Source organism: Paraclostridium bifermentans (assembly GCF_019916025.1).
GTDB classification, from domain to species: Bacteria; Bacillota; Clostridia; order Peptostreptococcales; family Peptostreptococcaceae; genus Paraclostridium; species Paraclostridium bifermentans.
In genome coordinates this window covers 1049860-1064980 of sequence record NZ_CP079737.1, presented here as the reverse complement: position 1 = coordinate 1064980, position 15121 = coordinate 1049860, and the positions used below count along the sequence as shown (strand labels likewise).

General features: G+C 26.9%; 13 protein-coding genes. 4 read left to right on the top strand and 9 right to left on the bottom strand.

What is annotated here, in order from left to right:
* Positions 1 to 13 precede the first annotated feature (13 nt).
* The 3 genes from cax to KXZ80_RS05110 all read right to left on the bottom strand — a co-directional run bounded on the left by cax (position 14) and on the right by KXZ80_RS05110 (position 2913).
* Positions 14 to 1057 carry a calcium/proton exchanger gene (cax, locus tag KXZ80_RS05120; RefSeq protein ID WP_021432381.1) on the bottom strand — a complete coding sequence of 348 codons (1044 nt, stop codon included), beginning with the start codon at positions 1055 to 1057 and terminating at the stop codon, positions 14 to 16.
* A gap of 179 nt (positions 1058 to 1236) precedes the next feature.
* Positions 1237 to 1821 carry an accessory gene regulator B family protein gene (locus KXZ80_RS05115; protein ID WP_021432380.1) on the bottom strand — a complete coding sequence of 195 codons (585 nt, stop codon included), beginning with the start codon at positions 1819 to 1821 and terminating at the stop codon, positions 1237 to 1239.
* Between the two features lie 453 nt (positions 1822 to 2274).
* A complete protein-coding gene (locus tag KXZ80_RS05110) occupies positions 2275 to 2913 on the bottom strand; it encodes a nitroreductase family protein (RefSeq protein ID WP_021432379.1) in 639 nt (212 codons plus the stop codon).
* A gap of 189 nt (positions 2914 to 3102) precedes the next feature.
* On the opposite strand from KXZ80_RS05110, the gene KXZ80_RS05105 reads away from it, so the two are divergent.
* The 3 genes from KXZ80_RS05105 (at position 3103) to tnpA (ending at position 6058) form a co-directional block, all read left to right on the top strand.
* On the top strand, positions 3103 to 4455 hold the full coding sequence (locus tag KXZ80_RS05105; protein ID WP_021432378.1) for an MATE family efflux transporter: 1353 nt from the start codon (positions 3103 to 3105) through the stop codon (positions 4453 to 4455).
* 124 nt (positions 4456 to 4579) lie between these two features.
* Complete coding sequence (locus tag KXZ80_RS05100) at positions 4580 to 5647, top strand: aromatic acid exporter family protein (RefSeq protein ID WP_021432377.1); 1068 nt, start codon at positions 4580 to 4582, stop codon at positions 5645 to 5647.
* A 9-nt stretch (positions 5648 to 5656) separates the two neighbouring features.
* Positions 5657 to 6058, top strand: a complete 402-nt coding sequence (gene tnpA / locus KXZ80_RS05095) for an IS200/IS605 family transposase (RefSeq protein WP_021432376.1) — start codon at positions 5657 to 5659, stop codon at positions 6056 to 6058.
* 58 nt (positions 6059 to 6116) lie between these two features.
* Here tnpA and KXZ80_RS05090 read toward each other — a convergent pair whose 3' ends face one another.
* From KXZ80_RS05090 to KXZ80_RS05075, 4 genes are all read right to left on the bottom strand, one after another.
* Positions 6117 to 8072, bottom strand: a complete 1956-nt coding sequence (locus KXZ80_RS05090) for a sensor histidine kinase (protein ID WP_021432375.1) — start codon at positions 8070 to 8072, stop codon at positions 6117 to 6119.
* A gap of 151 nt (positions 8073 to 8223) precedes the next feature.
* A complete protein-coding gene (locus KXZ80_RS05085; protein ID WP_021432374.1) occupies positions 8224 to 8448 on the bottom strand; it encodes an alpha/beta-type small acid-soluble spore protein in 225 nt (74 codons plus the stop codon).
* A 107-nt stretch (positions 8449 to 8555) separates the two neighbouring features.
* The gene (locus tag KXZ80_RS05080; protein ID WP_021432373.1) at positions 8556 to 9821 is read right to left on the bottom strand and encodes an MFS transporter; all 1266 of its coding nucleotides are present in this window, start codon (positions 9819 to 9821) and stop codon (positions 8556 to 8558) included.
* Between the two features lie 263 nt (positions 9822 to 10084).
* Positions 10085 to 10804 (bottom strand): ribonuclease H1 domain-containing protein, encoded by a 720-nt coding sequence (locus tag KXZ80_RS05075; protein WP_021432372.1) that lies wholly within the window; start codon positions 10802 to 10804, stop codon positions 10085 to 10087.
* Positions 10805 to 11000: 196 nt separating this feature from the next.
* Here KXZ80_RS05075 and KXZ80_RS05070 point away from each other — a divergent pair, with 196 nt between their 5' ends.
* Positions 11001 to 11420: a flavodoxin gene (locus KXZ80_RS05070; protein ID WP_021432371.1), complete on the top strand. Its 420-nt coding sequence runs from the start codon at positions 11001 to 11003 to the stop codon at positions 11418 to 11420.
* Between the two features lie 282 nt (positions 11421 to 11702).
* Here KXZ80_RS05070 and KXZ80_RS05065 read toward each other — a convergent pair whose 3' ends face one another.
* Together KXZ80_RS05065 and KXZ80_RS05060 are read right to left on the bottom strand one after the other, a co-directional pair.
* The gene (locus KXZ80_RS05065; protein ID WP_021432370.1) at positions 11703 to 12398 is read right to left on the bottom strand and encodes a response regulator transcription factor; all 696 of its coding nucleotides are present in this window, start codon (positions 12396 to 12398) and stop codon (positions 11703 to 11705) included.
* Between the two features lie 16 nt (positions 12399 to 12414).
* Positions 12415 to 15111 (bottom strand): sensor histidine kinase, encoded by a 2697-nt coding sequence (locus KXZ80_RS05060; RefSeq protein WP_021432369.1) that lies wholly within the window; start codon positions 15109 to 15111, stop codon positions 12415 to 12417.
* Positions 15112 to 15121 lie beyond the last annotated feature (10 nt).

Sequence of the window (15121 nt, the reverse complement as noted above, 5' to 3'; positions counted from 1 at the left end):
GGTCTATTTTTATTTATAATATGAAAAATCCTGCTGCAATAATGAAATAAACAGATAATAATTGTACACCTTCTAGCCAATTTGATTCTCCATCACTTGCAACTCTATTTACAATAAGAACAGATGCAATTAATGCTACTAATTCAAACGGATTAAATACAATGCTCATAGGAGTAAATAGTAAACTTAAAAATATTAATACAGGAGCAACAAATAATATTATTTGTAAGCTAGATCCAACTGCAATTTCTACAGCAACATCCATCTTATTTTTCATTGCCATTACAACAGCTGTGGAATGTTCTGCCGCATTTCCTATTATAGGTATTATTATTATCCCTACAAAAAATTCACTCAATCCTAATGTTGCCGTTAATGAATCTACACCACTAACTAAAAATTCACTTTCAATAGCTATTAATATAGTAGCTATTGCTAAAACAAATATAGACTTTTTAAGTGACCACTTAGACTCTCCATCATTCTCAGGCTCTGATGAATATATATCTTTATGTGTATAAAACGAAAATACTAAACTTAATATGTATATTATAAACATTATTATAGCTACAATAATGCTTAGTCCCTCATATTTTGTATTTAGCAAGCTAGGATTAATTGTATGCGTAAAAATTGCTGGAACACAAAGTCCTATAACTGCAAATAAAAGCATACTTGATGATACTTCTATAACTTTTTTATTGAATTTTTGATTTTTATGCTTTATCCCGCCTAATAGCATACTAGCTCCTAGTACAAGTAGTATGTTTCCTATTACCGACCCTGCGATAGATGCTTTTACTACATCAAATAGTCCTGCTTTTAAAGCAAAGAACGAAATAATAAGTTCTGTCGCATTTCCAAATGTAGCATTTAAAAAGCCTCCTATTTTAGGTCCTGTATAAAAAGCTATTTCTTCTGTGGCTTCTCCCATAAGTCCCGCTAGTGGTATAATTGATAATGCCGCCAATAAAAACATTACTGTTGGTGGCAAGTGCATAAATTCTCCAATTATACTTATCGGTATAAATATAAGTAAATATTTTAATATTTTCATATTTTCACCTCTTAGATATTTAGTTTTTTTATAGTATTTTTTCTAACTTATTATATTCCTATAATTTTCCTTTGTCTATATTATCTACCTTATTATAGATAAAAATAAGCATAAAAAATAAAAAACATTTATAGGTAAGGATTTCCTAATTTAAAAATCTACCCATAAATGTTTTTTACTTAATTGTTTATGTAATTTTTTATAGTCCCCAGTACTAACATAAATGCACTCCAATATAAAGCACTACAAGTAAATGCCGCATATTCATTTATAATTTCTATCCTTAATAATATAATTGTTAAAAAAGTAATTATTGTGCCTATTATTCTAGATATAATTTTTTTTCTTAGTACATCATTAAAATCCATTTTATTTTTTATATTCTCTACAGGCGCTAAAACATATATACATCCCCAACTTAATACTGTAAATAAAATAATTAAAAACTTATACGTTGTTAAATCCTCATAACTACTAGAATATATAGTAAATATATATATCCCCATAAACATTAGTAATCTTATAATGTAACTTTTAGCTTTATATCCACAGGCAAATTTTCTTATTATCAAATAACATATTAAAAGTATTATTCCTTGAGTAACTTTCCCGAAGATAATTCCAACTAAAATTACACTTACAAAGCTTATTGCCAAAAATATTAAAGATTTTATTTTATCTCTATATTTTTCAAATTTTTCTGTGTCTATTATATTATTTAGCACAAGAAATGACACAAGTCTGTCGGTAAGTGATTCAATCATTAAGTCCTCCCTTTTTACCTTTTTACTTTAAATTACCATCTTCTATTTGTTTATTCAATACAAATTAAAAAACTAGTCATTAAATGTTTATATTTACCATTTTTTTGTGCAAAAACTGACTTTTTCAAACAAAAAAGACTGTTTTAAAAAACAGTCTTTAAATAGTATTATTGTACTTTTAGGGGGATTTTGAAAACTTCCTTAAGTCTTCTTGGTTTAAAATATATTTATATTAAAGTGCTTTAATTTTATATAAATTATGTCATTTCCTATTGTCACGTTGTTTTTTGTCTAATCTCGTTGTCTATGTATACAATATACCATTTATTTTTTTATTAGTCCATAGTATAATTATTTTTTTATGTAAAATTTTTTTAATTTGTTTTTTATTCTATTTAAAATAAAGAGCCCAAATTAGTATACTAATTTGAGCTCTTTATTTTAATTTAGGTTTTAATCTATAAATGTAGTAACATCTTCTAATGGTTTTCTAGGTGGTTGTTGTGGTTGATTGTCCTCTGCAACACCTAAAGCTATCATTGACATTAACTCATATCCAGGCTTTTCAAATCCTATCAGATTTTCAATTTCAGTTTTTGCATGAGTAGGACCTGTCATATAACAAGTTCCATATCCCATTTTAGTTGCTGCTAATAAGAAGTTTTCAACTGCTGCTCCTATGCTTTGAGCTCCTGATTGAGGAGATACTAATACCTCTAATAGATCCTTTGGAGCCCCATTTTCTTTTAAAATTTTGTATTCTATCATTTTATATTCGCATCCATAAACTAATACAACAACAGGAGCATTTTTAAAACATGTATAATAATTTATAACACTCATATGTATCTTTTTATCTTTTTCAGTCTTTGCTAGTTCACCTATTTTTTCATGGCTTCTAGTAACTATATCAGCCATTTCATTTATCATATCTTTATTTTGAAGTACTACAAAATGCCAGTTTTGCTGATGCTTTGCTGATGGAGCAAATGTTGCAGCCTTTAAAAGTTCCATTATATCTTCTTTTGGAATAGGTTCATCTTTGAATTTTCTTATACTTTGACGGTTATATATGAAATCTAAGTTTGTCATTTTTAATTCTCCTTTGTCTATAAACTGATTTAACAATTTAAATTATATAAATAAAATAGTTTTATGTCAAACTATTTTATTTATATAATTTATTATCCTTTTTTAATAATTTTAATATAATAGTATTGTCGGAATTTTTAAATAATGCTATCATATGCAAGCATATATTTTTTTACAAAGGGGGATTTTATGACAAAAGATATGACCGCTGGTAATCCAGTAAAACTAATTTTATACTTTTCTATACCACTTCTCATAGGTAATATATTTCAACAATTTTATAGTATGGTTGATACTATAATAGTAGGGAGATTTTTAGGGGTCAAGGCTCTTGCCGCAGTTGGATCAACTGGATCTATGAATTTTTTAATAATAGGATTCGTATTAGGTCTTACTTCAGGCTTTTCTGTTTTAGTATCTCAAAAGTTTGGAGCAAATGATGTTGATGGAGTAAAAAAAGCAGTTGGAAGTGCAATTGTTCTATCTATTATTATGTCAATTGTAATAACATTTATAAGTGTTATTACATCAAAATCAATTTTGCACTTAATAAATACACCTAGTGATATTATAGATGACGCTCAATCTTATATAGTAGTTATCTATGGAGGAATATTTGCTACTTTTTTCTATAATATGATATCAAGTATACTCCGTGCTCTTGGTGATAGTAAAACACCTCTATATTTTTTAATAGTAGCATCAATTTTAAATATAATTCTTGATTTATTCTTTATAATAAATTTATCTATGGGAGTTGCCGGCGCAGCTTACGCAACAGTAATTGCTCAAGGTGTTTCTGGAATTTTATGTTTATTTTATACAGCTAAAAAATTTCCTATATTAAAACTTGAGAAAAAACATTTTAAATTTGACAGTTTATATTTTAAAAAACATTTAGGTATTGGAATCCCAATGGCTCTTCAGTTTTCTATAACTGCTATAGGCGCAATTATACTTCAAGGTGCAGTTAATGCATTTGGCTCAACAGTTGTAGCCGCTCATACTGCTGCATCTAAAGTAGAGCAATTAGTTATGCAACCTAGTATAACATTTGGAGTTACAATGGCAACTTATTGTGCTCAAAATCTAGGAGCCGGAAATATAGATAGGATAAAAGAAGGCGTTAAAAAATGTACTATTATAAATATTATTATAGGTCTTGTGGGAGGTCTTATACTATTTTTATTTGGTGATCAATTTGTTAAGCTATTTGTATCAAATTCTGATCCAGATGTAGTTGCTTACTCTATGAAATACCTAACTACAGTTGCATTTTTCTTTATACCACTTAGCTTAATATTCATATATAGAAATGCACTTCAAGGAATGGGCTACACGTTAGTTCCTATGTTGGCTGGAGTTTGTGAACTATTAGCTAGAACAGTTGTTGCATTTACACTACCTTTATTCTTAGGTTATTTTGGAGTTTGCTTAGCAGGTCCTATGGCTTGGATTGCAGCTTGTATTCCATTAATACTTGATTATATCAAAAAAATAAATACATTAAGTGAATCTGACATTGTATCTATTCATATTTAACAGTCTTAAAATATTTTAAGACTGTTTTTTAGTATCAGTTTTTATATTAAACTGATACTTTTTGTTGCAATTAATTCTATAAACTGATACTATATTGTAATATAATTTAATCGGAGGACTAATTATGAGTCATAATAAATTTATATTACAAAGACTATCAATAAAAGATGAAACTAGAGCTTTAAAAGTTCTTTTATCATCAATAATAGCCATTTATCTATCTAGTTTAACTAATTATTTAAGAGTATCAACCACTGTAATAACAGTAGGAATTGTATTTGCAATGCTTCCAACTGTTTCAGGTGCTAGAACTTACTGTTTACAAAGATTTGTTGCAAATATATTAGGAGCAATACTCACTTTTTGTATAGGTACTATTTTTAATTGGAATATATATTCCCTTGCATTAATTTGTTCTTTTAATGTATTTATTTTTTATAAATTTAACCTAAATAAAACAAAACTCAGTTTAATGAGCTTAGTCTCAGGTAGTTTAATTTTATTTTTTACTATGAGTGATCCATCAAAAATAATAGTACGACTTTCATCTATTTTAGTTGGGTCACTTATAGCAATTACTATAAATGAATTAATTTTGCCAATTAACCAAGGCTTTAAAGTAGAGGAATTGATTTTTAATTTTTCCAAAGAGGCTTTTAAAATTACTGATTATATTCTTTTAAATATATCTAATTTAGATATTTTAAATCTTCAAAGTTTAAATCTATATAGCCAAGCTATAAAACCCAATTTATTAACTTTAGATAAAGAAGCAAAAATTAATTCACTTAAAAATCATTTAAAACATTATAAATATAAAATTAATACTCTAGATTATCTAGGAATTGTTTGTGAAAATTATTATGATTTCTTAAGTTTGATTTCTAAAAATTTAGGCGAATTTAATAGTTTATCGATTGAAGAAAAGTTATATATAAAAGAACTTTTATCTAATTTTACTATCCAACATAAATATTTATTAGATAATGTTCTAAACAATAATGATATTCCAGTTTTTAAGCTACTAGATATAGATTATAGTAAATTTGAATTGAATAATTCTCTAAGTGTTTTATTGTTAGGGCGAGTTTTAGAATATAGAGAATCTTTGATTAAATTAAAAGAATCTATCGATAGTATTGATCTAAATAATACTTATCAGAGTGTTGAATTTTTTAAATTTAATATGTAATATATTTATATGAGAGAAAAATATAGGATAGATAAAAAAAGAATAAGCTATTTGAAGTACAATTACATATTTTGTCCTAGGTATAGAAGAAAGATTTTTGAGAATGATGAGGTGAAAAAAAGATTTTATGATGTAATAAAGTCTGAAGCAGAACTTTTAAATATAAAAATCTTATCTATATATTGCGGAGAAGATTACTGTAAACTTCAAGTCAATGCTCTTTCTGATATAAGTCCTCATGATATTATTGTAAAATTCAAAGTAAATTCTTCTAAGGTTTTGAGAAGTGAGTTTGATCATCTTAACCACTTGGAAAGTCTTTGGACTAGAGCCTCTTTTGTAACTACAGAAGATGAAATTGACGATGATGTTTTAAATGAGTACTTAGAACTTCAGAAAAAAAGAGGTTAACATTAAATTAAATGGCATGATATAGTTTTCCCTATATACATGCCATTTTTTAATGTATTTAAAAATTTATATCTGAAAATTCTACTGCAGCTTTTGAGTTACTTGAACTATAAGAGTTTATTTCAAAATCATTATCTTTTTCAGTTTCAATAAATCTAATAGGTAAAATTACTATAAACTCACTTCCTTCTCCGAGTTTTGAATTTACAATAACATCACCTTTATGCATATTTGTAAATATTTTAACAAGAGATAGACCTATTCCACTTCCTTCATTTTTTCTGACCATAATATCATCAACTTGCGTAAATCTATCAAATATTCGTTCCAAATCTTCAGGTTTCATTCCAATCCCAGTATCTTTTACTGAAAATTCAAGAACATTTTGTTCTTCATCTACATCTACATATATATATATATTTGTATTGTCTTTTGAAAATTTAATAGCATTTGATATTAAATTTAATACTATTCGTTCTATTTTATCAGGATCTACGCTCATAATTAATTCTTCACAATTAGTATCAAATATTATTTCTATATTCTTACAATCAGCATATGGTATAACAGATGTAACTATGCTTTCTAGTAAAAATATTATATCCAAATTTTTTAATTTCAAGCTCATAAATCCCGAATCAACTTTAGCTATATCAATAATATTATTAGTAAGTCTTAAAAGCCTATTGCAATTTTGCTTTATTATATTTGTTTTATTCAAATTGCTTTCTGAATAACTGTTATTAACTTTTTTCATATTAATATCTAATATTTGATTTGCAGACATTATGACTGCAACTGGAGTTCGTAACTCATGACTAATATTAGATATAAAATTGCTTTGTGATTTTTGCATATTCTCTGCTGTTTCTTTTGCTTTTATTAACTCTTTTTGATAGTTTATTTTTTTTACAGTATATAATATTAATGAAGCTATAACAATTAATAAGCTTATTGTTAATGACAAATACCCATATACCATTTCTTTATATTTATAAAGAGTGTCAATTGGACTATTAACTACTTGAGAGTCATTTGGCAATTTTTTTATATTTATATTATAAAATTTCAACTTATTATAATCAAATATGTAATTATCTATCTTATTTCCATCAATAATTTTTTCTTTTGGATTTTCACCATCTAATATTTCCTTTGCTATTTTACCTGCCGCTTTTCCTTGTTCAACATGACTAACTACTTTGCCCCCAATAAATCCACATTCTATCCCATAATTCATAGTTGAATATATTGGTACGTTTGTACTTTCGCTAATTAGCTTATATGAACCTTTTATAGACTTTACATTTCCCAATTTATCTCTATATGCATACATTACAAATAATACATCATTATCACCTAAAGTTTTTAATTTCTTTTTAAGTTCTTCAAAACTCATATCTTTTAAAGAAATCAAATTAAATTTTGTATCTTTGAATTCCTTTTTTAATACATCTAAGTTATAATCTAAATTTAAAGAATTTGAATATGCATCAGTTACAATTGTTATGTCTTTGTTTTTATGAAGTTTTCTTATTAAGTCTATATTTTCCTTTACAGATTGTGGTTCTGTTACTCCATAAACTAATTTTGATTTTTTTGCTAATTCAATATTATTATTAGAACTTACACCTAAAAAGATTATTGGGGTATTTTTAAATAATTCATCTCTATGTTCCATGCCAAACTCAAAAGCTTGGTCATCCCCTAAAATAACAGCATCATATCCTTTTTGATCTCTTAACCTATGCTTTAGTAATTCATAAAATTTTTCTTTATTTTCTTCTCCTAAAAATGTTCTTGAATCCATATATTCAATTTGAAGATTTACATCTTCATTTATTCCAGACTGTATCCCCTCAATTTGGTCTGAAAAAGTTTCAACATTAGGATTATAAGAGCTTATAAATAAAACATGCTTTTCTTTTTCAGATGCATACGTTGTATTAAAAATCAAAAACCATGCTAATCCAACTAAAATACATAATATATTTATTTTGTTTTTTTGTATCATTCTCCCCCAACCCTTACTTGTTTAATATCTTTTGTATGAATTTGTCCTATCAAGTAATATTATATCAAGTTTTACTTTCTCGTGCTTGTAATTTCCAAATTTAAACATAAAAAAACAATTTAAAAATTGGGCTAAAATTTAGCCCAATTAATTAATTATTTTTATTATTATATTCTCTAATTAACTCTTTTTCTCCTAATTCAACTAATTTTTTGCTCATCATTCCACCTAAATTCCCACCCATAATTCCGCTTTCATAAGACGTTTTATTCGCTCCATTAATATGTTCACTTTGTATTCCTAATTCTCCAGCCATTTCTAACTTCATTTGATTTAAAGCTTTTTTTGCATTACTTACTAACGGTTTATTTGTCATAAAAATTACCTCCTTAAACTGTAATTATCTATAATTTTTACAGTTTTAAAAAGTATTATTATGCATTTTCTGTTAATCAACTTTATCTTTTAAAATTTATTAATATTTTACCTTTTTATATCTTCTAAATTTTGGATTTCCGGATTATAGTTTAAAACTTTCTTCGTACTTCTACTAAAAAATAAAGGTACACATCCTATCATGCAAATTAAAAAACAACCTATCATAATGCTTCTTGGATAAAAAATGTCACCAAGAACCCCACCTATTAATGTTCCTATTGGTTGTATAGCTATAGAACAAGTCATAACTATACTCATCACTTTACCTCTCATATCTTGTGGCACAGTAACCATCATTGATGACATCATAACTGTATTTGATATTGTATTAAAAAATAATCCAAAAGAAAAGCATACACACATTACATAAAATTTATTTATAAGTACTCCTAAAAAGAAAAAAATAATAGTTAAAAATAATGATATAAGCATTGTTTTGGCTCTATTTTCAGCTTTTATATTTATATTTGTAAGTAATATACTTGCTACAATCATTCCTATACTTTGGAAAGCAGATATAACTCCATATCTTGCCACTCCCAAAGATTCTTCCATCATAAACCATGGTCTTAAAAGTATCGAAAAAATAGCAAAGAAAAAATTTAACGCAAAACATACAGCAAGCAATACCACTAATCCCCTAAAACCAAATGTAAAATTTAGTCCTTCTTTAAAATCTTCTCTAAATGTCAATTTTGATTCTTTTTGCTCTACTTTAGGTATATTTATAAACATTTCAGTTACAGTTGATATGATATAACTTATTCCATTAAATATAAACATAACTGAAGCTCCAAGAATTGAATATATAAACCCACCTGAAAGGCTACCTACTAGACTTGTTGTTGACACGGCCATTTGCTGTGCTGAGTTTGCTTTTACTATGTTATCATTAGAAACTAAATCTGGAATAACTGAACTTATTGCCGGATTGAAAAATGCAGAACATATACCACATATTACTCCAATTAAAATAACCATCCAAACTTCTAATATGTTTTTATATGCTGCATACCCTACAAATAAAATTCCTATTCCCCTTATTAGATCTCCTAAAATTATCATCTTTTTTCTATCAAATCTATCTACTATAACTCCTGCAAAAGGCCCAATTATAATTCTAGGTAAGCTTATAGCTGCCATCAATATTCCCATTATAGATGATGACCCTGTTTTATCTAGAACCCAAAACCCTAAAGCCATAGAGTAAAATGCGTCCCCAAGACACGAAACTAACTGACCTTGCCACAATAAAAAAAAGTTTTTATTCCATAATTTTTTAGGTTTTTCAATGCTTTTTATACTCTCCACAATTAACCCGCCTTTTAGTTTTAATTTTTTTATACTATAAGTATATACACGAGATTAATATTTGTCACTAATTCACTTAAAATATTCAATTTAATTTTTAATTTATTCAATTTTAAGCATTAATTTTATTAATTTTATCAATTTAAATATTGTATTATTAATTTTTTAAATATTTAAATTATTCCAAAATGCAAATAATAATTTACTTAAAACTAAAAAAGGCCTACATAAAAGTAGCCCTTTCTATCTATATTTTTTATTATTTATAAATATTCTTCTATTGCTTCTCTAGCTAATCTATCTGCTATATCATTATATTTATTACAACTATGCCCTTTAACTTTTATAAATGTTATTGATAAATCTTTACTATACTCTTCTACAAATCTAACATATGATTGAGTATATTCATTTTTAGCTTGCCAAGTCCCAGCTGCCCAAAGTGAAATGTTCTTTAAATCATGATATATACATAACTTTTTTAATCCTTCATCATGAGCTAATTTTATAGCATATTTAGCAGCCTCTATTTCACCTACTATATTCCATTGATCCCACTTATCATGTCCTGCTGTTTTATATTCTTGAATTAAATCTTTTTCAATATCAATTACTGCAATACCCGATCCAAAAATTTTTGATACTCTATCATAACTTCCATCAACGAAAGCTATCATATCATAATTACATTTTACATCTTCTGGTTCAATGTAGTTTTCAAAGTAATCTACATTTGCTTTACTTTTTATTGGCTTTAATTCTTTATCTTTAGATTCTGGTGTTGATTTACTTTTAACATTAGCTTTAGATTTTTTTGAAATGTTTTCTAATTTTATTCCTGCAAACTTTTCAGCTTCTTCTAGTGTTTTAAAACTCTTATATATAGACCCTGGAACTTTATTAACCTGTTCTTTACATTCATCCCAAGTTGTATACACTCCCGGTTTTTTTCCTACTTTAACTGCATAAAATTTTTTAATCACAGCATACTCTCCTATCTTTAGTTTCCTTGTATATAACTTAATATTATTATGAATCTGTTAATTTATCAAATATTTTATAAACTTTATAAACTTTTTTCTATATTTTAACTTTTTATATTGACAGAGTAATTGAAAACCATTATCATTGTATTAAGTAGTTGATACTAATTATCAATTCCATTTAGGAGGTAAAGTTATGAAAATTATATATTGGAGTGGTACTGGTAATACAGAAACTATGGCAAATCTTATAAGTAAAGGTCTATCTAATCAAGGTAAGTCAGCTGAGCTTTTAAGAGTAGAGTCAGTAAATGTAGATGATTTAAAAAATGAAGATATATTAATACTAGGTTGCCCATCAATGGGTGATGAAAATCTAGAAGAGGTTGACTTTGAGCCTTTCATAGAATCTTTAAAAGGTCTAGGTGCAGGTAAGAAAGCATTTTTATTCGGCTCTTATGGATGGGGCGATGGTGAATGGATGAAAAAATGGGAAGAACAAATGGATTCATACGGGTTTGAACTTCCATTAGAATCAATAATAGTAAACGAAGCTCCCGAAGGTGATGATAAAGACCTTTGTATTAAATTCGGAGAAAATATAGCTAAATTATAAATTTTTTAAAGTCAACAAATGCATCCTAAAATTATTATGTTCATAAAAATAGAGCTAAGAAATTAGCTCTATTTTTTATATAAAACTTTTTTTTAATTTATTCAATTTAATCTTGACTTTTTAATTGAAAACAATTATCATTATATTAGAGTAAATGATAATTAATATCATTTCACTTAGCTCATAAGTAAGCCTATATTTTAAAATATTGTATATTTCCTAAAACAAACAAATTTCAAAAAGGACTGTCCCCCAATTTATCAATTGAAACAGTCCTTTTTGTTATTCATCATTTAATTTGTATCCTACCCCAATTTCAGTTATTATATATTCAGGATTAGCTGGCTCTTTTTCTATTTTTCTTCTTAATGTTGCCATAAATACTCTTAATGATTTTATCTCACTACCAAGTGCACTTCCCCATATTTCTTTTGCAATAAAATTATGAGTTAAAACTTTTCCATGATATTTTACGAGTAATGATAGTATATCATATTCACTAGGTGTTAAATGTATCTCTTCACCATCAATACTAACTTTTCTTTTTTCAAAGTCTATAAATAAACCTTTATATTCAAAATCAGTTTTCGAGTTTACCTTTGGTTTATTTTTTTCAGAGTGTCTAATAGCTACCCTAACTCTTGCTAGTAATTCTGCTATTGAAAATGGCTTAGTTATATAATCATCAGCTCCCATATCAAATGCTTCTACCTTTTCTCTATCTTGTTCTCTTGCAGATACTACAATTATTGGAACATCAGATAAGTTTCTTATATTTTTTATTACATCTATCCCATCCATATCTCCTAAACCTAAGTCTAACAATATAACATCTGGAGAATGTGACATAGCTAGCGATATTCCTTCTTTCCCATTTATTGCCTCTTTTATTATATAATCTTGAGTTGTAAGAGAGGCATTTATAAATTTACGAATTGTGTCATCATCTTCAACAATCAAAATACTATACTTATTCATATTGTCCCCCATTTAATTAATCTTCCTTAGGTAGTGTAAATTTGAAAGTCGCACCTTTCCCTAAGTTGTTTTTAACGCTTATTTCGCCTTTATGAGCATTTATTATTGACTTACAAATTGATAGCCCAAGACCTACTCCTTTTCTTGAGTCTGAATAATTTAATTCTCCAGTAAAAAACCTATCAAATATATTATCTATTACTTTTTCATTAATTCCAGGTCCATTATCTATAACTTCAAAAGCTACCTTATTATCTAATTCATATACACTTATTTTAATTTCACATGCTCCATTTGAATACTTTATAGCATTGTCAATTAAGTTTATAAAAACTTGCTCTATAAGCTTTGCATCCATTGGCACAAAAAGTATTTTATCTGGCATTTCTATTTTAATTTTTATATCTTGGATTCTCTTTTTTATATGAGATAAAGATTGTGATATAACCTCTTCAACTATTTCTGGATTTTTAGTTACCTCTAGTTTTCCTTCATCTATCCTAGTCATACTAAGTAAATTCTCGACTAGCCTAATTAACCATTGTGTATCTTCAAATACTCCATTTAACAGTTCATCAATAATACTTTCATCTATCAAGTTTTTATTTTTAATTATAGTGCTCACAGCTCCACTTATTCCAGCAAGTGGAGTTCTTAAATCATGAGAAATAGCTCGTAATAAGCTACTTCTTAATCGTTCACTTTCTATTTCAAGACTAGCTTCTTTTTGAACTTCTGATAAAATTTCTCTATCTAGTGCTATAGCCATTTGAGCAATTACTGCTTCAATTAAACATATATCTTCATTATCAAGTTTTTTATCAATACAAGCTACTCCTATCACTCCTAGAGTTTCGCTCATACCAATTATAGGCATATAAAATCCATTTGACCCTGGCAAAGTATCTGTCCCTGTACCTGCTATAGAATTATTATTAAAAGCCCAAGTTGCAACAGCTTTTTCGGAATCATTTATAAAAAATTCTTCATCTTGTTTGTTTTTTATATTTTTATAAAGATTTAACTGCTTTTTATTTTTATCAATCGCATAGCATGCAACATTTTTATTTAATCCTATTGATAAAAGCTCTAAACCAGTATTTATAATATCTTCTTTATTTGATAATCTTAAAAAACTTCTTCCAACTTTATATAACATCTGTGTATTTTGCTCACGCTTTGAATAAATTTCCACTTGCTGCTTTATTCTTGATGTAAGTGATGACGTTATTATTCCAACTATACAAAATACAAATAAAGTAATTATATAGTTGGTATCATCTATATCTAGAGTATATAGTGGACTTGTAAATAGATAGTTTAATAAAATTATATTTAAAATAGAGCTTATTATACCTGTTCCATATCCATTTGTAAATACAGATATTAATGCTATATCGAGCATATACATTAAATATATATTTTCTTGTATAAATCCAGCATTTTTTAATACATGTGCAATGAGCGTTGTTATTGTCGTTATAATAAATATTTTAAATATATCTATTCCACTAATTTTAAATTTAGAAATAAATCCATTTTGTTTTTTAGGTCTATAATGTCTGCTTTTTTCGCCTTTATATGGTATTACATGCACATCTATATGATCTGCCTCATCAATTAATTTATCTACTACATCTCTTTTTACAAACCTCGAAAATACACTGTGTTTTCTATGATTTCTTCCAATTATAATTTTGGTTACATTTCTCATTTTAGAATACCTTAGTATATCTTCTACCATATTATCTCCATGCAATAATACAACTTCTGCACCTAACTTCTTTGCAAGTTCTAAATTAGACTCTAGTTGAGCTTTTGCTTCTTTAGGTAATTCTTCTTTATTAGGGTCTTTTATATAAATAGCAATTACCCTTGATAGTGATGATTGAGAAATTCTAGATGCGGTTCTTATTAACTTAGCAGTAGATGGTGATGGAGATATGCAAACAAGAATAGTCTCGCTTGTTGGCAATACTTCTACTCCACCTTTTGATAATCTGGTTATCTCAACTTCTTTATTAACTTTTTCAGCTGTTTTTCTTAATGCTAATTCTCTTAATGCTACTAAGTTTTCTTTTACAAAGAAATTTTCTTGTGCTTTTACAGCTTGCTCTTTTTTATATATTTTGCCTTGGTTAAACCTTTCTAGCAAAACATCTGGTTCTACATCTATAAGCTCTAATTGTGATGAAATATCAATTAACTTATCAGGTATAGTTTCTTTAACTGAAACATTAGCTACAATTTCAATTATATCGTTTAAACTTTCTAAATGTTGTACATTTACAGTTGTATATACATCTATTCCAGCTATTAAAAGTTCCTCTATATCTTGCCATCTTTTGCTGTGCCTACAACCCTTAGCATTTGTATGTGCTAGTTCATCTACTAGTATAACCTCTGGTTTTCTTTTAAGTGCTAAATCTAAGTTAAATTCTTTTAAATCTATAGTTTTATATTTTATATATTTTAATTCAAGTACCTCTAATCCATCTAGAAGCGCTAGTGTTTCTTTTCTAGAATGAGGTTCTATATATCCAACTACTACGTCTATTCCACTTTCTTTTAAACTATGTGCAGACTCAAGCATGGAGTAGGTTTTACCTACTCCTGCTGCATATCCAAAGAAAATTTTTAATTGACCTCTTTTTTGGCTTTTTTCTTCTTTATTTATTTTATTTAATAAACTTTCTGGATCTGGTCTATTCATACATCCCCCT